The sequence below is a fragment of the Chryseobacterium populi genome, from assembly GCF_000282115.1.
In the GTDB taxonomy this organism is placed as follows: domain Bacteria; phylum Bacteroidota; class Bacteroidia; order Flavobacteriales; family Weeksellaceae; genus Chryseobacterium; species Chryseobacterium populi.
This window is the reverse complement of sequence record NZ_AKJY01000002.1, coordinates 36,825-58,594: the sequence shown is the minus strand read 5'-3', so window position 1 is coordinate 58,594 and position 21,770 is coordinate 36,825. Positions and strand designations below refer to the sequence as shown.

The following is a 21,770-nucleotide window of genomic DNA, read 5'->3' as shown; positions in this document are numbered from 1 at the left end:
TTTTTGGGGGTATTTTTTTTTTGTTGACTTTTGAGTAATTTTGTTGAAAATTTAAAAAATAAAATGGGAAGAGCATTTGAATATAGAAAAGCTTCTAAAATGGCCCGTTGGGATAAAATGGCCAAAACTTTTTCTAAGATAGGTAAGGATATAGCCTTAGCAGTAAAAGCAGGTGGTTCTGATCCGGAAGCCAATCCGGCTCTGAGAAGATGCATCCAGAATGCAAAAGGGGCGAATATGCCGAAAGATAACGTAGAAAGAGCAATCAAAAAAGCCAGCGGCACAGATGCTGAAAACTATGAAGAAATCACTTATGAAGGTTACGGGCAAGGTGGTGTGGCATTCTTTGTTGAATGTACTACCAACAATACAACGAGAACGGTAGCCAATGTAAGAGCAATTTTCAATAAGTTTGACGGGAACCTTGGGAAAAACGGTGAGCTGGCGTTTATATTTGATAGAAAAGGGATTTTTAATCTCGATCTTTCACAAATTAAAATGGACTGGGATGATTTCGAAATGGAAATGATTGACGGTGGAGCAGAAGACATCGATAAAGATGAAGAGGAAGTGATGATTACAACAGCTTTTGAAGATTTCGGCTCTTTATCTCATAAATTAGATGAGTTGGGAATTGAAGTGAAAAGCGCAGAGCTGCAAAGAATTCCTAACAATACTAAAGAAGTGAATGCAGAGCAGTTTAAAGCCAATATGAAAATGCTTGAGCGTTTTGAAGATGATGACGACGTACAAAATGTATATCACAACATGGAAATTACTGAAGAGCTGATGGAAGCTCTATAGAAAAAATAATATAGCATTCATATATAGTTAACTTTCAATTAGTTTCTTTGCATAAAACTATGAAAAGAAGCGTTGAGTTAGTGGTTATTTCGGATGTGCATTTGGGAACTTATGGATGTAAGGCTAAAGAATTATTAAGATACCTCAATTCAATCCAGCCAAAAACACTGGTTTTGAATGGTGATATTATCGATATCTGGCAATTCAAAAAGTCTTACTTTCCTAAACCCCATCTGAAGGTAATCAAGAAGATTCTTTCCTTAGCTACCAAAAGCACAGATGTCTATTACATTACAGGCAATCACGACGAAATGTTCCGTAAGTTTACCGACTTCGAACTGGGTAAACTTAAAGTCTGCAACAAAATCTGTTTAGATATTAATCAAAAGAAAACCTGGATCTTTCACGGAGATGTTTTCGATGCATCCGTACAACATTCAAAATGGATCGCCAAATTAGGCGGAAAAGGCTACGACTTACTTATCATTATCAATAATATCGTAAATTGGTTCTTGGAGAAAATGGGTAGAGAAAAATATTCATTTTCAAAAAAAATTAAAAATAACGTAAAAAAAGCGGTAAAGTATATCGGGGATTTTGAGCTCACAGCTTCCGAGCTGGCTATTGATAATCATTATGACTATGTTATCTGCGGACATATCCATCAGCCGCAGATTCGGGAAGTTGTGAACAAGAAAGGTTCCTGCACTTATCTCAATTCCGGAGACTGGATAGAAAACCTGTCTGCCCTGGAATATAATGATAAAGAATGGAAAATCTTTTATTATGATGATCATAAACACTTGCTTAACGATGATGAAACAGAAGAAATTCAGGATCTCAATACTTCCGAACTTTTGAAAATAGTAACCAATTTTTCCGAATGAAAATTTTATACGCATTTCAGGGAACAGGAAACGGACATATGGCCAGAGCACAGGAGATCATTCCCCTCCTTAAAAAGCATGTGGAAGTAGATACTTTGATCAGTGGCCATCAATCACAATTAAAGGCCGATTTTGACATTAATTTTCAACATAAGGGTATTTCCCTGCTTTATAACAAAACAGGAGGTTTATCCTATCTTAAAACATTTACAGAGAATAAATTTATTCACGCAATAAAAACAATCAACGAATTAGAGCTTTCCCAATATGATTTGATCATCAATGATTATGAACCGTTAACGGGCTGGGCAAGCAAATTGAAAAAACTTCCGATGATTGAATTAAGCCATCAGGCATCAATGAGTTTTAAAGAAACTCCAAAACCGGAAAAGAAAGATTTCCTAGGAGAATTGATTTTGAAGTATTATGTTCCCAGTGAAAGGAAAATAGGCTTTCATTTTGAAAACTACCATCCACAGATCAAAAAACCTGTGATCAGAAGAAAAATAAGAAATCTGAACCCTGATAAAAAAGGATATTACCTCGTGTATTTACCAAGCTTTTCAGATGAAAATATCATTAAAACCCTGAAACAGATTCCGGTTCAGTGGAAAATATTTTCGAAATACAGCAAAATACAGTTCAGGGAAGAAAATGTTGAAGTTTTCCCTATCGATGAGACCCAATATTTAACATACTTTGAGAGCTGCGACGGTATTTTATGCAATGCCGGTTTCGAAACCCCTGCTGAAGCACTTTTTATGGATAAAAAATTATTTGTGATTCCTATTCACAATCAATATGAGCAGGAATGCAATGCATGTGCTCTGGATAAAATGGGAATTCCGAACTCGAAAGTGTTAAAAACCGAAGAAATTAGTGAATGGGTAGCTTCAGACCATCATCTCAGAGTAAATTATCCCGACGACATTGAGGAGATATTACTGAATGAAGTTTTAGTTTTTTAGAAAGACATCATCTACATCACTCATTCTCATCATAACGGATCTTGCATAGGAACAGTGGGGATATACTTTCCAATTGTTTTCTCTCGCAAACCGGATCGCTTCCTCTACTAAAAACTTTCCCATTCCTCTTCCCTCGAATTCGGGATGAACGAGTACGAACGAAATAATAAGTTTACTATCTTCAGGAAAGATAGTGTAAGTAAGCCTTCCTATTTCTTTGATTTCATTATTTAAAGTAAGAACTCCACCGTTTCCGGATTTATTGTTTTCAAATTTCATAATTAAAATTTAGTAATAAAGATACAAAAAAGTACACCGACCGGAAGCTGTTAAGTGTGAATTGTGAATCTGCTTTGCTGTCAATTTGTTTTACAGTCAATTACTATTATTCCGGAGAATCAACCGACAATTCACCTGCACAGCAAAATTGACTATTGACCATATAAAAATCAATTATCTTTCCCGGTATAGTAATTATAGTCTTTAATAACAATATTGATAAACTGTCTTTCCGTCATTTTTGCAGGGTCGATTTCCAGTTTTAAGATGCCTTTTATTTTTTCGGAAAGTTTGCTGATAATCTGCCGGTCATCTACTCTTAAAGCTTTCGTGTAATTGTCCTTAATAATTCTCATATCATTATCACTCAATGCAATGACCTGTGGGAATGAAGGAATGTAATCTTCATGAATGTTTTCCAGAATGGTATGGGAAATATTAATGCTGTTCTTCAATGAAATCACGGCTGTACCCGAAGCAATATCTCCCAAACGCTGGTTGTTTTTGGAAACAATCATTGAAATTAAACCAACAAGCCCCGCAGAAGAGACATCGATAATTCTGAACATCCAGCGGATCAGATAATCACCAAAACTTGCCTGGTAACCATCAATTTTTACAACACGGATTTTCATCACTTTTTTGCCGGGTGTTTGCCCTTCCATCAGGCTTTCCAAAACCAGCGGATAAATGTAAACAGGGAAAGTAATGGCAATATAGATCGCCATCTGGGACCATTGATCAAGCCCGTTTAATATATATCCCAGATCGAAAACATTGAAAAATACGTAAAAAGCAATTACTGCGTAAGCGACCTTGATCAGCAGATCGATTATAAATGCAAGCATCCTTTCTCCTACACTGGCAATGTTGAAGTTAATATTTACATTTTGTGAGGTATTAATCGCAATTTGAGACATATTTTTTATTATTTTAGCCTTACATTATGAGAGAAGTTTATTTCATTAAACAAAATAAAGAAAAATGGTTGGGAATTGAACAGGTTATTCAAGGGAAAATTAAAAAAAATCCTGATGACCTGTCCTCATTGTATATTAACCTGATCAATGATCTTTCTTTCGCCCAGACTTACTATCCTAAGAGCAATACAACCGTTTACCTGAATCATCTTTCTTCACAGGTTTTTCAAAAAATTTATAAGACTAAAAGAGTAGAAGAAAACAGGTTTTTGTATTTTTTCAAAACGGAGGTGCCGTTACTCGTGTACCACTACAGGAGATACCTGATGTATGCTTTTCTGTTTTTTATTTTGTTTACTTCAATAGGAGTACTTTCTGCTATTTATGATAAAGACTTTACCAATATTATTCTTGGAGAAGATTACGTTAATCAAACCATAGAAAATATTAAAAAAGAAAATGCAGTAGGTGTTTATCAGAGCGGATCTACATGGGGGAGCACCATCGGGATTATTTTCAATAATATCGGAGTAGGAGCAAAACTTTATATCTATGGTATTTTTGGTGGAGTAGGAACGCTGTTTGCCTTACTTTCGAATAGTGTGATGCTTGGCTCATTCCAGTACTTTTTCTATGATTATGGCGCATTGAAAGACAGCGCAAGGGGAATCTGGCTTCATGGTGTTTTTGAAATATTTGCAATGGTTGTGGAAGCCATGTGCGGCCTGATCCTGGGAGCATCTATTTTATTTCCCAAAACTTTTTCCAGGTTCAATTCCTTTAAAAACGGATTTAAAGATTCCTTTAAAATATTTCTTAGCACGGTTCCATTCACAATCTGTGCAGGAATTATAGAGGGGTACATTACGAGGCATGCCTTAAAAATGCCTTTGATTCTGAATCTGATTATCATCTTCGGTTCATTATCTGTTATCGGATTCTACTACTTTATTTATCCATCTATTGTTAATAAAAAAATAAATACCCATGTCAATGATGCAGTTTTATAAAAAAAGAGATTTTGGTACCTTTATAAGTGATAGTTTCGCTTTCTTTAAATTATATGGAAAGAATTATTTCAAGAACTATATTTTACTGAACGGACTGCTGCTTATTTTAATGGTTGTTGTTTGTATTTTTGGATACAGAGAGCTGTTTTCGCAAATTTTTGGGTCGAATATTAATGGAGACAGCCACTATTTCCAGCAATATTTTGAAGATAACCTGGGAATGCTGATTGTCGTAGGAATATTGACTTTTCTGCTTTTCTTAATCCTGATCATTATTAATTACCTGTATCCTGTCTTTTATTTGAAAAGACTTGCTGCCGGAGAAACTAAGATCAGAACAGATGATATCCTGAGTGACTTTAAAAATAATGCCGGGCGAATTGTTATCCTGTGCCTTGGAATGATATTTATCGTAAGCCCTTTGTCAGTTATAATTGTCGGTATTTCTTATGCCTTAATCCTGATTATTATCGGTATATTTTTAATGATACTGGTTTATCCTACATTGTTTAATATCGTTACTTTCCTGATGTATGATTATTTTAATTCAGACAAAGGATTTTTTGAAAGTTTAAGCTATGCCATAAGATCCCAGTTTTCTTACCCGAACGGAAGAGAAAAATCACCATACTGGAAATATTGGGGTGCCACGATCATTCTTTTCCTGATTATGTATATCATCACAACGGTTTTTACCTTCATTCCGATGATATTTTTCTACGGATCACTTCTTACTTCTTCTCCTGATGGAAATTTTGAACAAAATCCGTTTGCAGGCACTGCAGGAATTATATTCTTTGTGATCTATGGAATCTCCATGCTGATATCATTTTTCCTTTCCAATATTTTATATGTTAATGCAGGCCTAATGTATTATGACGGGAGGACAGACCTTCATCAAAAAGTAGAACTTGCAGAAATCGAAACCATCGGGCTTAATGAATAAAATTCTTTTTTTCCTGCTGATATTCTTTTCTGTTGAATATTCGTATGCTCAAAGTGACAGTGTAGCCACTGCTGTAGAAGAGTATGCGGAAGATTCGCTGAGCCTCGGGCATTACAAAAATATGTACCGGGCAGATTCCATATTGATGAAAAATCCCGTTTCTGAAAATATAGTTTCACCGAAGAAGTTCAGGGAAAATTTTCAGTCCAAATACAAAGGAAATGAATTTGATTATACCACCATTAAACCCAGAGAATCATTCTGGCAAAAATTTTTAAGAAAATTAGATAAGATTTTACAGACTATTTTCGGGGAAACGGTCTTTACAAAATCTGCAAACATCACAGCTGTTTTGATCCGCCTTTTTGCGATTATTCTTGTAGGTTTCCTGTTGTATTTCATTATCAGATACATATTAGCTAAGAATGGGAATCTTTTCTTTGGCAAGAGAAATAAAAAAGTAACGATCCATGAAGAAGAGCTGCATGAAAATATCCATGAAATCAATTTTCCTGAAAGCATTTCTAAATTTGAGCAGTCAGGAGATTATAGGTCAGCAGTCCGGTATCAGTTTTTATTTGTCCTCAAAAAGCTGAGTGATAAAAAGCTCATTACCTGGAATCCGGAAAAAACAAATAAAGATTACGGAACGGAATTAAAAGCTCCGCACCTTAAAAATGATTTCTCTAACCTTTCATACATTTTTGATTATGTCTGGTATGGAGAATTCAGTATTGACGAGCAGGATTATCAGAAATTTAAAAATCAGTATCAGGCTTTCAAACCGTAAATAAATTTTTTAAGAATGAATAAAACTTTCAAAATATATGCTGCAATTTTCATCATTATCATGGTGATACTGGCATTGCTTGAAGTTAATAAAAAGGAAGTTACAGACTGGCGTAAAAATTTTGATCCCAATGAAAAATCACCTTTCGGATTATTTGTTTTTAATGAAGAAGTAAATCATCTTTTTAAGAATAACCTTAAAAAAATAAACCAGACTCCATATGATTTTTATGGTCAGAATAAAAAGAATTTACATAATATTTTAATCATTGAGAAGGAAATAGATACAGAATCATGGAAGAAAATATTAAGCGAAGTTTCCAAAGGCTCAGATGCTATGCTGATTGTGAGCCAGGTTCCGCAGAAAGTTTCAGATACAATAGGATATTATGATTCACAAGTCTCATTCAGTGATGAAAGTGTTTTAAAACTGACAGATAAAAAATACCGGAATGATTTTATCAGGCTGGATAAGTTCCCGTCAGGAAGAAGCTTTACCTATATTAAGCCCGAAGTTGAGATTCTTGGGAAAACAGTTGAAAAAAGCAGCTCTGATCACGCTGATTTTATTAAAACAAAATTTGGAAAAGGAAATATTTATGTTCATTGTGAACCACTCTTTCTTACCAATTATTATCTGTTACAACCCGGAAATATAAAATATACACAAGATGTTTTTTCATATCTTAACGACAGAGAGACTCTTTGGTTTATAGATAATGATGCAAAAGTTTCCCGGTTTTTTATGAGGTTTATCCTTTCAAAACCCGCACTGAAATATGCATGGTGGGTATTGTTAGGCGGATTGGTCCTGTTTATTTTCTTTAACGCAAAAAGAAAACAGCGCGTAGTTCCGATTGTTGAGCCGTTAAAAAATACTTCCGTAGATTTTGTGAAAAGTATCGGGAATCTTTATTTGCAGGAAGGTGATTTTCATGATATGATGGCCAAAAAAGCCCAGTATTTTCTGAATAAAGTAAGGATGGAGCTCCTCATTGATACCCAGAACCTAGACAGTGAATTTGCTAAAAAACTTCACCTGAAAACCGGAAAAACAATGGAAATGATCAATGAAGGAATTGATCTGATCAAAAAAGCCCAGGACCCTTATTCCAGCGTAATGAAAGAAGACCTCGGAAAGATGAATAAAATATTAGATGAAATATTAAAATGATGAAAAGGAGTCCCGAAGGGACGACTTAACAAAGGATCGGATGTAAATCCGGTCAAAAAAGAAAAATAAAATAAAAATTAATTTATGGAAAACTTTGAAAATTCTGAACAAAAGGATTCAATAAATTTGAATAAAGAACAGGAAGGATTTCAATCAAGAATTGATATGATTGAACTTTGTGAAAATTTAAATAAAGTAAAATCTGAAATAGCGAAAGTCATTGTCGGCCAGGAAAACATGGTTGAGCATCTTCTCGCTGCCCTTTTATCAAACGGCCATGTTTTGATCGAAGGAGTTCCGGGAGTTGCAAAAACGATCACGGCAAAATTATTGGCTAAAACCATTGATGTAGGATTCAGCAGAATTCAGTTTACACCGGATTTAATGCCTTCCGATATTTTAGGGACGTCAGTTTTCAGTGTTAAAAATTCTGAATTTGAATTTAAAAAAGGCCCGGTTTTCTCCAACTTTATTCTGATTGATGAGATCAACAGATCACCGGCAAAAACGCAGGCTGCGTTATTTGAAGTAATGGAGGAAAGACAGATTACAATGGATGGCACACGTTACATTATGGAAGAACCTTTCTTAGTAGTCGCTACCCAAAACCCGATTGAACATGAAGGAACATACAGGCTCCCGGAAGCTCAGCTGGACCGTTTCTTATTCAAAATTAATGTTACTTATCCCAATCTTGAACAGGAAGTTGCCATCATTAAGAACCAGCATGAAAACAGGAGAGAAGATAAAACTGAAGTAGTACATCGTGTCATCACTGCCCAGCAATTAAAAAATTATCAGCAATTGGTTAAAGAAATAATTGTTGAAGGCCAACTGATGGAATATATTGCTAAAATCATTGTAAATACGAGGGAGAACCAGTTCTTATATCTGGGAGCTTCTCCAAGAGCGAGCCTGGCATTATTAACGGCTTCAAAAGCTTTTGCAGCATTGAGAGCAAGAGACTTTGTAACCCCGGAAGATATCAAAGAAGCCAGTTACGCTGTATTAAGACACAGAGTCATTGTTTCGCCTGAAAGAGAAATGGAAGGATTAACTGCTGATGAAATTATCCGACAGATCTTAGAAGGAATAGAGATTCCCAGGTAGACTACAATAACTTTATCACTCCCTATAACCTAAAATCTCTCACTCACCACCTGAAAAATGAAGAACCTATACATCAATACCCGTTTTTTCTCCGCACTCATAGGAGTGGGGATATTGTATGTTTTGGCATTTTTCTTTCCGTTCTTTATGATGGTTGCCCATCTTGTATTGCTGTTGTGTTTTCTTGCTGCCATGGTAGATGGTCTTTTGCTTTTTACACAGAAAGATGGCATCTTGGCCCAGAGAATCCTGCCGGAAAAATTATCCAATGGAGATGAAAACCCGATAAAAGTAGATGTTAAGAATAATTACAGTTTTAAAATCAATACAAAAATCATAGATGAAATTCCGTTTCAGTTTCAGAAGAGGGATTTTCTGATTAAGAAACAGGTTGAACCAGGAAAAAACAGCTACTTCCAATATATTCTGGAGCCTAAAGAAAGAGGTGAATATGATTTCGGAAATTTAAATGTCTTTGTCTCTTCTCCACTTGGTTTCATTTCAAAAAGGTTCAGGTTTCAGAAAGATGCGATGTTACCTGCCTATCCGTCCTTTATCCATTTAAGAAAATATGAGCTGATGGCTCTTCAGAGTGAATTTTTATTGGGCGGAATCAAAAAAGTGAGGAAACTTGGCCATACTATGGAATTTGAGCAGATCAAAGACTATGTTCCCGGAGACGATATCAGAACCATCAACTGGAAAGCGACTTCAAAGACCAATCGTCTGATGGTTAATCAGTTTCAGGATGAAAAATCACAGCGTATTTTTATGCTGATCGATACAGGAAGAACGATGAAAATGCCTTTCAAAGGATTAAGCCTCCTTGATTATTCTATCAACGCTACCATGGCGTTATCACACATTATATTGAAAAAAGGAGACCGCGCCGGAATGATGACATTCTCGAAAAAAACTGAAAATAGAATTGCTGCTGAAAACAAATCCGGACAGCTGAAAAAAATTTCAGAATCCCTTTATAATATCAAGACCAACTTTTTTGAAAGTGATTTTAACCGCTTATACCAGGACGTTAAATATTCGATCAATCAAAGAAGTCTCATCCTGCTGTTTACCAATTTTGAAACATTGGACGCGCTAAACAGGCAACTTAAATACCTTCGGGGAATGGCTAAAAACCATTTAGTTGTTGTCGTTTTTTTCAAAAATGCCGAGCTTCAGACTTTGATTCATAAAAACCCTGAAAGTATGCAGGAAATTTATGATGAAATTATAGCAGAGAAATTTGAATTTGAAAAGAAATTAATCATCCAGGAACTTCGTAAATTTGGGATTTATACTGTATATACATTACCCGAGAATTTAAATATTGATGTTATCAATAAATATCTGGAGATAAAAGCGAGGGGAATTTTATAATTTTACAAGCAAATTAATCAATATAAACTCCGGTTCCGGCTAACTGAATAAGATCATATTTAGAATGTTACACTGAGTAAGAACCGAAACAACTTAATCAATTAAAATGAAAATAACACTTAATAGAATCAACGACGATTTTTTATTTGAATGTACCAATTCCCAGGGAAATTCAATTCTTCTGGATAATACCTCACAACCGGGAGCAAAAGGTGTTTCCCCTATGGAAAGCGTTTTAATGGCTGTAGCAGGTTGCAGCGGGATAGATGTGGTTTCCATTTTAAAAAAACAGCGCCAGGAGATTACAGGTTTTAAAGCAGAAGTAGAAGGGGAAAGAATCCCTGTTGAAGATGCAAAGCCCTTCAAATCCATTATGGTGAAGTTTCTTCTGGAAGGAAATATTGATCCGAAAAAAGCTCTTAAAGCAGCAGAATTGTCTTTTGAAAAATACTGTTCCGTTTCCAAAACTTTAGAACCCAATGTAGAAATAGGATATGAAGTTTTTGTAAATGGAGAAAAAATTTAATTTTTACTCTTTAAATAAAAAACCGGATTTTATATCCGGTTTTTTTATTGATCAATAATCGTTGCAGATTTATTTCTTAATCATTTTGGAGCTCTTCACAGAACCGTCTTTCATCGTTAGAGTTAAAATGTAAATTCCGGATTTGATATCTCCTAAATGTAATGTTGAAGAAGGATTATCAATGGTTCTTACCGTAATTCCTGAAAGATCAGTAACGGAAACACGTTTTACATTAGCAGCATTCTCAATATGTAATGCATCGCTGAACGGGTTAGGATAAGCCACTCGTTCTTTCTCTTTAACGACTTCATTAACTCCCAGGGCAAGAGGTTCTAAAGTTACCGTAACTTTAAATGTGTTATTGTCAACTTTATTATAGTCGGCATTACAGTCTGATCCGCCATATGTTCTCCATGCTCTTAATTCAAAGTTTACAGCACCGGTAAGATCATTCGCCAAAGTTAAATTGGTTCTGTTGTATGAGAACGTTCCGCCGGTTGATCCTGATCCTGAAGTGACGGCAGCTTCTGTAATACTGTTATTCAGACAAACCAGTAAGCTTTTTTGTTCAGCCATCCATCCGTTTCCTGCTGTAGTCATTGTATAGGAAACACTGGTAGACTTAATCTTATACCCTGCAGGAACATTTACGGTCAGAACTCCGGGACAGTTTGTTGTTGCCGTTGTGTCTGGTGTACCGCTGCTAAACATGGTATTAATATCTCCCAGAGTATAAGTTTCAGAAATCTGGCCTGTAGCAAATTCTTTCATTTTCCAGAAGCCTTGTGAGCTGCCACAATTAGATCTTACCCAGAAATAAAAGGTTTGTCCTGTTGCCAGACCGTTAAGTGTAATTGTTGTAATTCCTGCTCCTACAGTTCCTGTCGGAGTTGTAGTAGCGGTGGGAGGGGTTGGAGAAGTGCTGTAATAATAATCATATCCGGACGAAGGAGATGTTGTCGGAGCAGTCCAGTTAAAAGTAGCTCCGTCCATAGTAGATGTATAAGTAATGTTGGATGGTGCCGGACAAGAACTGTAAACATCAGCAGCAAATGCAAAAATGTTAGGAATACCGCCTGTTCCTGTTTTAGCTACCGTGACACTCTGGATGTTTTTTGATTGGTTGGCAATATCAATTGCCAGAGGAATCTGGTACAGCCTTGGGTTGGTTCCATTTCCGGATTCCAGGACATCGTTAGTGAGATTAATACGGCCAATACCCTGAATAGCATAGTTGGAACCTCCATACCAGTCAGATATACTGATGCCTGTAAACATTTGAGTTGATGCATCAGAGAAATTTACCGTCACATCCACTGTACAGTCACCACTTCCTCCCGTAGCCATCATATAAAGACTTAAAGCCTGAATAGGAGTAGATAAGGTAAGCGTTCCGGAATCACCGGTGTTCTGTAATCTAAGTGCGTTATTGCCGCTGTAAGAAGCCATTTGATAACTTAATCCTGAAGTAGATCCGACCGCTGAATTGATAATTCCATTTACCGGTAAACCATAATTAAGAGGTGTACTGGATGAGGTAAGCAGGAAATCCCTCGATACAAAAGCATAGTTTACACCATCTACATCATTGGTTGTAGAACTGGCTGAAGCTCCCACTCCGTTTGCAATAACATCAGCATTGAACCCACTCTGGATTGAAATAGGCTGATATTCCTGAGCATTAATCTGATTAAAGAGCATACCTGAAAATATCAGGCATGCTACAGATAGTAGTTTTTCTTTCATTGGACACTTTTTAGTTTTGTAATGCTAAGATAGATATTCTTATGAAAATAATTTACAATATTTAGTAAAATGCTATTAAATTTTCATAAAAACATTGCTTTGGATGGATTTGTAGGTGGCTCTGATTGATCCTGTTGATTATTTCTCAAAACAATAATGATTCTGTAAATAAAAAAACCTCCCGAAAGAGGCTTTGCATTATAATGTCAATCTTGGTTTCATAAGCTTGGCGACAGTAGCTGTCCAACCGGTTTGATGGGATGCCCCGACTCCGCGGCCGTTATCTCCATGGAAATATTCATAGAATGTAATATAATCTTTAAAGTGTTCATCATAATTAAGCTTTATATTTCCGCCGTTAAAAGCTCTCTGCCCGTTCTCATCTTTTAAAAATATTGAACAAAGCCTGCCGCTTATATTCTGGGCTACTTCATCAAGGTTTCTCTTGTCCCCGCTTCCTGTCGGCAGCTCTACTTTTAAACTGTTGCCATAATAAAAATGAAAACGCTGAAGGCTTTCCACAATCAGAAAATTGATAGGGAACCAGATCGGGCCCCTCCAGTTACTGTTGCCACCGAACATTCGGCTGTCACTTTCTGCTGGCGTATAATACACCACATTTTCGTTACCGTGAACTGAGAAGACAAAAGGGTTTTCCTCATATACTTTAGACATAGCCCGGATTCCGTAAGAGCTTAAAAATTCCTTCTCATCAAGCATTCTCGTTAAAACTTTTGTTAACCTGTTTTTACGGAGAATACTCATCAAATGCTTTCTTCCATGCCCTTCTTCATCCCAGTGGGAAACCAGCTTGGTAAGTTCAGGTTTGTTTTTTAAAACCCATTCCATTCTTATTTTGAAATTAGGCATTTTCTCCAGCAAGCTATGATCGATAATTTCCACAGCAAACATAGGAATCAGCCCAACGATACTTCTCAGTCTTAATGAGACACTTTCACCGTTTCCTAATTGTAGTACATCATAGAAGAATCCGTCCTCTTCATTCCATAAGCCCTCCTTCCCATCACCCAGGTTTTCCATCGCCTCTGCGATATACAGATAATGTTCAAAAAATTTAATAGCCATATCCTCATACACCTGATAATATTGGGCAAGCTCCATAGCGATACGCATCATATTCAAGGCATACATGGCCATCCAGCTAGTCCCGTCGGCCTGCTCAAGGTACTGGCCGTCTTTTAAGATCATGTTCCGGTCAAAAGCACCAATGTTATCAAGGCCTAAGAAGCCACCGCCGAAAATATTTTTACCGTTTTTATCCTTTCTGTTAACCCACCATGTAAAATTAAGAAGCAGCTTTTGAAAAACTTTTTCCAGAAATAATAAGTCAGGTTTTCCATTGGTTTTTTCATCAATCTTAAAAACCCTGAAACAAGACCATGCATGTACAGGAGGATTCACATCACTGAGATTCCATTCATAGGCAGGAAGCTGTCCGTTGGGATGCATATACCATTCTTTGGTCAGCAAAAGAAGCTGGTTTTTGGCAAATTCGGCATCAATGATTGCAAAAGGCACACAATGAAAAGCCAGGTCCCAGGTCGCATACCACGGATATTCCCACTTATCAGGCATAGAAATAATATCCTTATTATGCATGTGGTTCCATTCCGTATTTCTCACATAATTATTGAAATCTCTTGGAGCTTCAAAATTGGGATCACCTTTCAGCCATTTTCCTACATTGTAATGATAAAACTGCTTATTCCAGAGTAATCCTGCAAAAGCTTGCCGCTGAACATTTTTTTCATCATCATTCGCTACATCATGTTGTATTTCAGTATAAAATTCATTGGCTTCAGCAATCCGGGTATTAAAAATCTCATCAAAATATTGAAAAGGTTCATCCGTTTCATTGGGAGATAACCTGAAATCAAAAGTTCTGGACTGCCCGGCTTCAATAATTTCATCAATTAAAAAAGAAGCTTTTGTTCCTCTTTTTTCCGGATTAACAGTATTGCTTCCATAAATAATATAATCGTTAATCCCATCTTTAAAATAAGTACTTCCCGGATATGGAGATCCGTATAATTTCGGAGTATTTGTTTCATTTTCACAAAAAACACTTTCCGTATTAAGATTCCTGGAATAGAACTTTTTAATGGAAATACTGTCATGGTTAATATCAATACAACCCTCATAAGATGCATTCATCTCAGCTTTGTAAGTATTATACCCCCATTTCCAGTTATTCCGGAACCAGGCTGTAGGTGCCACAATAATCGGGGCATCTTTCTGGCTTCTGTTACAGACCGTTATTCTTACTAAAATATCATTATGATTCGCTTTACAATATTCAATGAAAATATCAAAATATTCATTGTTGTCAAAAATTCCGGTGTCAATAAGTTCATATTCCGGCTCTTTTTTTGTACGGTTTCCGTTTTCAATAATGAGATCATCATAAGGAAACTCATTAATTGGGTATTTGTACACCATTTTCATATAGCTGTGAGTAGGTGTATTATCCAGATAATAGAAAATTTCTTTAATATCTTCTCCGTGGTTTCCCTGAGGATTACTGAGTCCGAAGAAACGCTCTTTTACCATCTTATCTTTCTTGTTCCAGAACGAAAGAGCAAAGCAAAAAAGTTGTTTTACATCCGAAATTCCTGCGATACCTTCTTCTCCCCACCGGTAGGTATAGCTTTCAGCATTATTGTGATTGGCAAAGTTCCAGGCATTGCCGTTTGGGCTGTAATCTTCCCGTACATTTCCCCATTGCCTGTTGCTTACGTAAGGCCCCCAGTTTTTCCAGTTATTATCTTGTAATCTTTGTTTTTCAGCAATCATATCTCACCATTTTTCAGTACGAAGGTAGTTTTTTTGAAAAATAATTCCAATTTTCCGAATCTGAAAAATCCTTAACATAGCCTTGAATGTCTTATGTTTAGAGGAGTTTCGAGAATAAATTAAATTTTTGTAAATAATTAAAAGAAAAAAACTATCTTTGCACCATTCGTTCATTCAAATATTGAAAATGTTATCAAGAAAGGTTGAGGGATTAGACCCTGTGAAACCTTAGCAACCCTTCGCGCAAGTGAAGAAGGTGCTACGTTCTACCAAATAATTTTATTTTGGACAGATAACTTACTGAAGTTCTTTTCAGCCATTTCTCATGGCATTTTCAATTGTGTTATAAAAATATAATAGAATTGGAAGCAGAACTAAAACATATCAATTTTTCATATCAAACGGCCTCCCAAAAGGAATATCATATCCCGTTGAGCTATCAGCTTTTCGGGAAAGACCTGTTTACAGCACCTGTTATTCTGGTAAATCATGCTTTAACGGGAAACTCAAATGTTTCCGGGGAAAAAGGCTGGTGGAAGCAGCTAATTGGAGAGGGTCAGGTAATTGATACAAAAAAGTACACCGTTCTGTGCTTCAATATTCCCGGAAACGGCTATAATGATTTTTTAATTGATGAATATGAAGATTTCACCTCTTCAGATATTGCTGAGATATTTCTGAAAGGTCTTGAAATTCTTTCTGTAAGAAACTTGTATGCCATTATCGGAGGTTCACTGGGAGGGGGAATCGGCTGGGAAATGTTGGCGAAAAAACCACATCTTGCCGAAATTTTTATTCCCATTGCCTGCGATTTTAAAACTCATGACTGGCTTCATGCACAGTGTCTGGTTCAGAAATTTTTATTAAACGGAAATGATGAACCCCTTCAGAAAGCCAGAATTCATGCGATGTTGTGCTACAGAACACCTCAGTCTTTAAACGATAGATTTCAAAACAAATACAATAAGGAAAAGCAGCAGCTGGAATCGGAGGATTGGCTGATTTATCATGGAAATGCATTAAATGAAAGGTTTAGTTTAAAATCATACAGATTAATGAACCATTTACTGATGAATATCAATACTGATGAAAAGATGTTAGAGAAAATAGTTGCACGAATGCACATGATCTCTGTGGATACAGACTTGTTTTTCCCGGCTTCTGAAATCAGGATGTGTTTTGAAAAGCTGAAAAAGAAAAAAGAAGATGTTTTCTATCATGAGATCCAATCAATTCATGGGCACGACGCCTTTCTAATGGAATACAAACAATTAAATAATATCATTAAAAATATCTTATAGAAGATGAAAAATGTTAACGAAATAAAGTTTTTAAAAAACAGGTCAATCATCAAATTTGAAGGAGAAGATTTCTTAGGAGAAATCGGTATTGACGGGAGAATTTTTAAAGCGCTTACTTTGGCGCGAATCAGTGTGGGAGTAATTTCCCAGCAGGCAATCGAAAACGGGATCTCTATTCTCGTTCAGGAAAGTGACTCTGAAAAAGCAGTTAATTGTCTGATTGACGAATTTGAACCCGAAAGAAAATCAGGGAAAGTTTCTCAGATTTACAGTATTAACAATGTTTCCGTACTGGGTTTTGTGGCGGAAGATTTTAATAAAATTCTTGCAGAGCTGGCGAGAAATAATGTTTTCCCATTGCTTTTAAATCAGATTGCAAGTGAAAAGCGCGTCAATATTGTCGTAACCTCTTCACAGGATGAGAAAACTAAGAATATCATCGAATCAGAAATATCTAAAAAGCCGAAAACCGTTCATCTGGCAATTATAGGGCACGGAAATGTTGGAAAAACCCTGATTAATCAGGTTTTGGAATCTTCAGAAGAAATTAAAAGACGTAAGAAGATCGACCTTAAAGTAGTGGCAGTTGCCAATTCCAGGAAAATAGCTTTCAATAAAAAAGGATTTGATGCGAAATGGAATGATGAAGTTCAGACGGCCGAAAACCCGTCGAATGTGGAAGAGCTGATTAATTTTTCAAAAGAAAATCAACTGGAAAACCTTATCGTAGTGGATAACACGGCAAGTAAAGATTTTGTTAAAAATTATCATGCTCTGGCAGAAAACGGATTTGATTTGGTTTCGTCCAATAAAATTTTCAATACACTCCCTATTGAAGAATATCGTAAACTAAGATATACGTTGAGCAAAAACAATAGAAGATACCTGTATGAAACCAATGTTGGGGCAGGGTTGCCTTTAATCGATACCATAAAACTATTACATCTTTCCGGGGAAAATATTACGAGAATCAAAGGGGTTTTCTCAGGAACATTGAGTTATGTTTTTAATAATTTTTCTTTAAGAGATGATAAATTTTCAACGATCATCAATGAAGCTATGGAAAAAGGTTTTACAGAGCCGGATCCTCGTGAAGATCTTTCCGGAAATGATGTAGCAAGAAAATTATTGATTCTGGCAAGAGAATTAGACCTGATTAATGAATTTGAAGATATCAGCATTCAAAATCTGGTTCCTGAAAGTTTGCTTTCTGTTTCTAAGCAGGAATTCATTTCAAGACTGGAAGATCTGGACGGAGAATATCAGAAAATTAAAGAAAATCAAGAGCCCGGTCACGTATTAAGATACATCGGTGATTTGCACGGAGATTTGCAGAAAGAAAAAGGAGAACTTGATGTAAAGCTAATTTCTGTTCCCGCAAGTTCTGCATTAGGGCAGTTGAAAGGTTCAGATTCAATCTTTGAAATCTATACAGAAAGTTATGGTGAAAATCCTATCGTGATTATGGGAGCCGGAGCCGGAGCTCAGGTTACCGCAAGAGGTGTTTTCGGAGATATTTTAAGAGTAAGTGAAACTAAATAATAATGTAACAATATAGCAATGTAACAGTATACCAGTGGATTTTACAATCGTCATTCTGAGTTAAACCAAGAATTTCATTGTTACATCAACAGACTGCTACATTGGTAAATTAATTTTTATGGAAAATTTTGAAACCTTTGCAATAAGAACTCAAACTGAAAGATCACAGTTTGACGAACATTCTACACCACTATACCTTACATCCAGTTTTATTTTCCAGAATGCGGAAGATATGAGAGCGAGCTTTGCAGAAGAAAAACCTAAAAATCTATACAGCAGGTTCTCAAACCCGAATGTTACTGAATTCACAGATAAAATTGCAAAAATGGAAGGTGCAGAAGCCGGATACGCTTTTGCAACAGGAATGGCAGCTATTTATTCAACATTTGCAACGTTACTTAATGCGGGAGATCATATCGTAAGCTGCCAGTCGGTGTTCGGGTCTACACATACTTTATTTACGAAGTATTTCCCGAAATGGAATATTGAAACCACCTATTTTAAGGCCGGAGATTCTGAAAATGTTGAAAAATATATTCAGCCGAATACAAAGATTTTATATTTAGAAACGCCTACCAACCCGGCTATCGAAATTCTGGACCTTGAGTTTTTCGGACAGATTGCCAGGAAACATAATCTTATTTTTATAGTGGATAACTGTTTTGCAACCCCTTATCTTCAACAGCCGGTTAAATACGGTGCTGATATTGTGGTACATTCCGCAACGAAATTAATCGATGGGCAAGGACGTGTTTTAGGAGGAGTAGCAGTCGGGAGAGAAGATTTAATAAGAGAAATTTATCTTTTTGCAAGAAATACGGGGCCCGCAATGTCTCCGTTCAATGCCTGGGTTTTATCAAAAAGTTTGGAAACACTGGCTATCCGTGTGGAAAAGCACTGCGAAAATGCATTGAAAGTTGCCGAGTTTCTGGAAAACCATCCGAATGTAGAGCTTGTGAAATATCCATTCTTACCATCTCACCCGAGTTATCAGATTGCAAAAAAACAAATGAAGTTAGGCGGAAATATAGTTGCTTTTGAAATAAAAGGAGGAATTGAAGGCGGAAGAAAGTTTTTAGACAAAATAAAAATGTGCTCCCTTTCAGCAAATCTTGGTGATACAAGGACGATTGTAACCCACCCTGCTTCTACAACCCATTCAAAACTAACAGATGAAGAAAGAAATGAAGTAGGAATCACAGCCGGTCTTGTACGTTGTTCAGTAGGGCTGGAAAGTGTGGAAGATATTATTGCAGACCTAAAACAGGCATTGGAATAATACCTGTTTGAAGTGAAAAGAGTCCCGAAGGGACGATTTAATAAAGAATAGGATAAAATCCTATACAACAATGACGAAATTTCATCATTGAAAACATAAAAATATAGAATGAAAAATTCAGAACAATTATACACAGCATTATCCGAGAGAATTTTAATTCTGGACGGAGCGATGGGAACCATGCTTCAACGATACAAATTTGAAGAGGAAGATTACCGTGGCGAACGTTTCAAAGATTGGGAGCATCCGGTAAAAGGAAATAATGATCTGCTTTCATTGACACAGCCTGCTGCAATTGAAGAGGTTCATAAAAAATACCTGGAAGCAGGCGCCGATATTATTGAAACCAATACCTTCTCCGGAACTACCATTGCAATGGCAGATTATCATATGGAGGATCTGGTTTACGAGCTGAATTATGAATCAGCAAAAATTGCAAGAAAAGCCTGTGATGAGTTCACCGCAAAAAATCCGGATAAGCCAAGATTTGTGGCAGGTTCGATCGGGCCTACGAACAGAACTGCGAGTTTAAGTCCGGATGTTAATGATCCAGGTTATCGTGCCATTACCTTTGATGAACTGAGAATTGCTTACAAACAGCAGTCCGAAGCTTTATTAGATGGAGGTTCGGATATTTTACTGGTAGAAACGATCTTCGATACATTAAATGCAAAAGCCGCTTTATTTGCGATTGACGAAATTCAGGATGAAAGAGGTATTGAAATTCCGATCATGGTCTCAGGAACGATTACGGATGCTTCAGGAAGAACCCTGAGCGGGCAGACTGCAGAAGCATTTTTAATTTCGGTTTCCCATCTGAATCTATTAAGTGTAGGCTTTAACTGTGCTTTGGGAGCCAATCAGCTCACACCCTATTTAGAAACCTTAGCTCATAATTCTGAGTTTTATGTTTCAGCCTATCCGAATGCAGGATTACCCAATGCTTTCGGAAAATATGATGAGACACCTGAATTTATGGCCGAACAGATTAAAGAATATGTAGAAAAAGGATTGATCAATATTATCGGTGGATGTTGCGGAACAACCCCCGATCATATCAAAGCTATTGCTGAATTGGTGAAAGAATATTCACCAAGAAAATTGAATAAATTTGTTTAATTTGATAGATTTTTTAAATTGAATTTGATGAAATAATTAAGTTTTTAATGTTATTTTTAAATAAATCACAAAATTTAAATATAATGGAAAAGCCTAGTTACTCAAAAAATGCTGATGAAACCAAACTGTTTAATGAACTAAGAAAAAAAGTGAACACTAGAGTGGAAGCTATCCCGGAAAACAGAGATATTTATATTAAGATCAAAGCTGTGATATTGCCTTTGATCTATTTCGGGCTTTATTTTTTAGCGGTTTTTAGTGCAGAAACCTCATGGGTTTATATTTCCTGTTTTATTTTAATGGGAATTTCATTGGTATTGATTTATTTGAACTTAATCCATGAAGCAGCCCATAATAATATTTATAAAAGTAAAAAACTGAATGGATTGATTCTGCATATTTTTGATCTCATCGGTGCCAATTCATACATCTGGAAAAAAAGACATATTGCAAGCCATCATGCTTATCCGAATGTGGATGGATGGGATACAGACATTGAGCAGAGCGGTTTGCTGCTAATCGTTCCGTGGATCAAAGCGAAAGGAGTACAGAAATATCAGCATCTGTTTTTCTTTCTGGTTTACCCTTTATACCTGTTTAATTGGATGTTTATAAGGGATTTCAGAGATTTTTTCGACCATGAAAGAGTGATTTTAAAAACTCAGGGAAGAATTCCTGCGGTTGAAAAAATAAAAATGGTGAGCTGTAAACTATTCTACTTCTTTTATCAGATCGCAGTTCCGGTGCTGTTTTTTAAAGTTTCAGTTGGTTTGGCTTTGGGAGCGTGGGCTTTGCAGGTAATGGCAGCAAGTATTTTTGCTTTGTTTGTTTTATTGCCCTTGCATCCGCTTCCTGATAATGCTTTTCCAAGACTGGATGAAAAAAACGGACTTCCGTTCAGTTGGCTGCAGCATCAGTTTGAAGTAACCAATGATCTTGCAGAGAACAACTGGTTGGTGAGAAATGTGTTAGGGAATTTTAATTTCCATGTGGCCCACCATTTATTCCCGAATTACAGCTATATGTATTACAATGAGATCACAGAGGAAATAGAAAGATTTGCAAAAGAACATCAGCTGTCCTATAAAAGGTATCCTATTTTTACTGCTTTAAGGAAACATGTGGATTTGCTTAGACAAAATGCAAACAATGCATATTATATTTTAGAAGAATAAA

19 protein-coding genes and 1 riboswitch are annotated in these 21,770 nt (G+C 36.2%); of the genes, 15 read left to right on the top strand and 4 right to left on the bottom strand.

What is annotated here, in order from left to right; all coding sequences use genetic code 11:
- The first annotated feature begins 63 nt into the window (after nt 1-63).
- Genes PMI13_RS00285 through PMI13_RS00275 form a run of 3 tightly spaced genes read left to right on the top strand, consistent with a single transcriptional unit; the run spans nt 64 to nt 2,659 of the window.
- The gene (locus tag PMI13_RS00285) at nt 64-804 is read left to right on the top strand and encodes a YebC/PmpR family DNA-binding transcriptional regulator (protein ID WP_007839405.1); all 741 of its coding nucleotides are present in this window, start codon (nt 64-66) and stop codon (nt 802-804) included.
- Nucleotides 805-863: 59 nt separating this feature from the next.
- A complete protein-coding gene (locus PMI13_RS00280; protein ID WP_007839404.1) occupies nt 864-1,691 on the top strand; it encodes a UDP-2,3-diacylglucosamine diphosphatase in 828 nt (275 codons plus the stop codon).
- The gene (locus PMI13_RS00275; RefSeq protein WP_007839403.1) at nt 1,688-2,659 is read left to right on the top strand and encodes a glycosyltransferase family protein; all 972 of its coding nucleotides are present in this window, start codon (nt 1,688-1,690) and stop codon (nt 2,657-2,659) included. Before PMI13_RS00280 ends, PMI13_RS00275 begins: the two co-directional genes overlap by 4 nt.
- Here PMI13_RS00275 and PMI13_RS00270 read toward each other — a convergent pair.
- Nucleotides 2,648-2,938: a GNAT family N-acetyltransferase gene (locus PMI13_RS00270; protein ID WP_007839402.1), complete on the bottom strand. Its 291-nt coding sequence runs from the start codon at nt 2,936-2,938 to the stop codon at nt 2,648-2,650. The two genes, PMI13_RS00275 and PMI13_RS00270, sit on opposite strands and share 12 nt — an antisense overlap.
- A 170-nt stretch (nt 2,939-3,108) precedes the next feature.
- Nucleotides 3,109-3,858 (bottom strand): RDD family protein, encoded by a 750-nt coding sequence (locus tag PMI13_RS00265; protein WP_007839401.1) that lies wholly within the window; start codon nt 3,856-3,858, stop codon nt 3,109-3,111.
- Nucleotides 3,859-3,884: 26 nt separating this feature from the next.
- On the opposite strand from PMI13_RS00265, the gene PMI13_RS00260 reads away from it, so the two are divergent.
- The 7 genes from PMI13_RS00260 (at nt 3,885) to PMI13_RS00230 (ending at nt 10,793) form a co-directional block, all read left to right on the top strand.
- Entirely contained in the window at nt 3,885-4,868 is a 984-nt protein-coding gene (locus tag PMI13_RS00260; protein ID WP_007839400.1) for a stage II sporulation protein M, read from the top strand.
- On the top strand, nt 4,852-5,814 hold the full coding sequence (locus PMI13_RS00255; RefSeq protein ID WP_007839399.1) for a DUF4013 domain-containing protein: 963 nt from the start codon (nt 4,852-4,854) through the stop codon (nt 5,812-5,814). Before PMI13_RS00260 ends, PMI13_RS00255 begins: the two co-directional genes overlap by 17 nt.
- A complete protein-coding gene (locus PMI13_RS00250; protein ID WP_007839398.1) occupies nt 5,807-6,604 on the top strand; it encodes a DUF4129 domain-containing protein in 798 nt (265 codons plus the stop codon). Before PMI13_RS00255 ends, PMI13_RS00250 begins: the two co-directional genes overlap by 8 nt.
- A 15-nt stretch (nt 6,605-6,619) precedes the next feature.
- The gene (locus tag PMI13_RS00245) at nt 6,620-7,777 is read left to right on the top strand and encodes a hypothetical protein (protein ID WP_007839396.1); all 1,158 of its coding nucleotides are present in this window, start codon (nt 6,620-6,622) and stop codon (nt 7,775-7,777) included.
- A gap of 84 nt (nt 7,778-7,861) precedes the next feature.
- Entirely contained in the window at nt 7,862-8,887 is a 1,026-nt protein-coding gene (locus tag PMI13_RS00240; protein WP_007839394.1) for an AAA family ATPase, read from the top strand.
- Between the two features lie 57 nt (nt 8,888-8,944).
- On the top strand, nt 8,945-10,267 hold the full coding sequence (locus tag PMI13_RS00235) for a DUF58 domain-containing protein (RefSeq protein ID WP_007839393.1): 1,323 nt from the start codon (nt 8,945-8,947) through the stop codon (nt 10,265-10,267).
- A 106-nt stretch (nt 10,268-10,373) separates the two neighbouring features.
- Nucleotides 10,374-10,793, top strand: a complete 420-nt coding sequence (locus PMI13_RS00230) for an OsmC family protein (protein ID WP_007839392.1) — start codon at nt 10,374-10,376, stop codon at nt 10,791-10,793.
- 69 nt (nt 10,794-10,862) lie between these two features.
- Here the strand turns inward: PMI13_RS00230 and PMI13_RS00225 are convergent, their stop codons facing one another.
- Nucleotides 10,863-12,539 (bottom strand): T9SS type A sorting domain-containing protein, encoded by a 1,677-nt coding sequence (locus PMI13_RS00225; protein WP_007839391.1) that lies wholly within the window; start codon nt 12,537-12,539, stop codon nt 10,863-10,865.
- 198 nt (nt 12,540-12,737) lie between these two features.
- Nucleotides 12,738-15,353, bottom strand: a complete 2,616-nt coding sequence (locus PMI13_RS00220) for an MGH1-like glycoside hydrolase domain-containing protein (RefSeq protein WP_007839390.1) — start codon at nt 15,351-15,353, stop codon at nt 12,738-12,740.
- A 187-nt stretch (nt 15,354-15,540) separates the two neighbouring features.
- Nucleotides 15,541-15,652: riboswitch (SAM riboswitch) on the top strand.
- A 63-nt stretch (nt 15,653-15,715) separates the two neighbouring features.
- Between PMI13_RS00220 and PMI13_RS21455 the strand changes: the two genes are divergently transcribed.
- The 5 genes from PMI13_RS21455 to PMI13_RS00195 all read left to right on the top strand — a co-directional run bounded on the left by PMI13_RS21455 (nt 15,716) and on the right by PMI13_RS00195 (nt 21,769).
- Nucleotides 15,716-16,654: an alpha/beta fold hydrolase gene (locus PMI13_RS21455; protein ID WP_007839389.1), complete on the top strand. Its 939-nt coding sequence runs from the start codon at nt 15,716-15,718 to the stop codon at nt 16,652-16,654.
- Nucleotides 16,655-16,657: 3 nt separating this feature from the next.
- Nucleotides 16,658-18,196, top strand: coding sequence for an ACT domain-containing protein (locus PMI13_RS21450; protein WP_007839388.1), 1,539 nt, complete (start codon nt 16,658-16,660; stop codon nt 18,194-18,196).
- 118 nt (nt 18,197-18,314) lie between these two features.
- Nucleotides 18,315-19,475 (top strand): O-succinylhomoserine sulfhydrylase, encoded by a 1,161-nt coding sequence (locus tag PMI13_RS00205; protein ID WP_007839387.1) that lies wholly within the window; start codon nt 18,315-18,317, stop codon nt 19,473-19,475.
- A 108-nt stretch (nt 19,476-19,583) separates the two neighbouring features.
- Nucleotides 19,584-20,594, top strand: a complete 1,011-nt coding sequence (locus PMI13_RS00200) for a homocysteine S-methyltransferase family protein (protein WP_007839386.1) — start codon at nt 19,584-19,586, stop codon at nt 20,592-20,594.
- Nucleotides 20,595-20,677: 83 nt separating this feature from the next.
- Nucleotides 20,678-21,769, top strand: a complete 1,092-nt coding sequence (locus PMI13_RS00195) for a fatty acid desaturase family protein (RefSeq protein ID WP_034669474.1) — start codon at nt 20,678-20,680, stop codon at nt 21,767-21,769.
- The last annotated feature ends 1 nt before the right edge of the window (nt 21,770 follow it).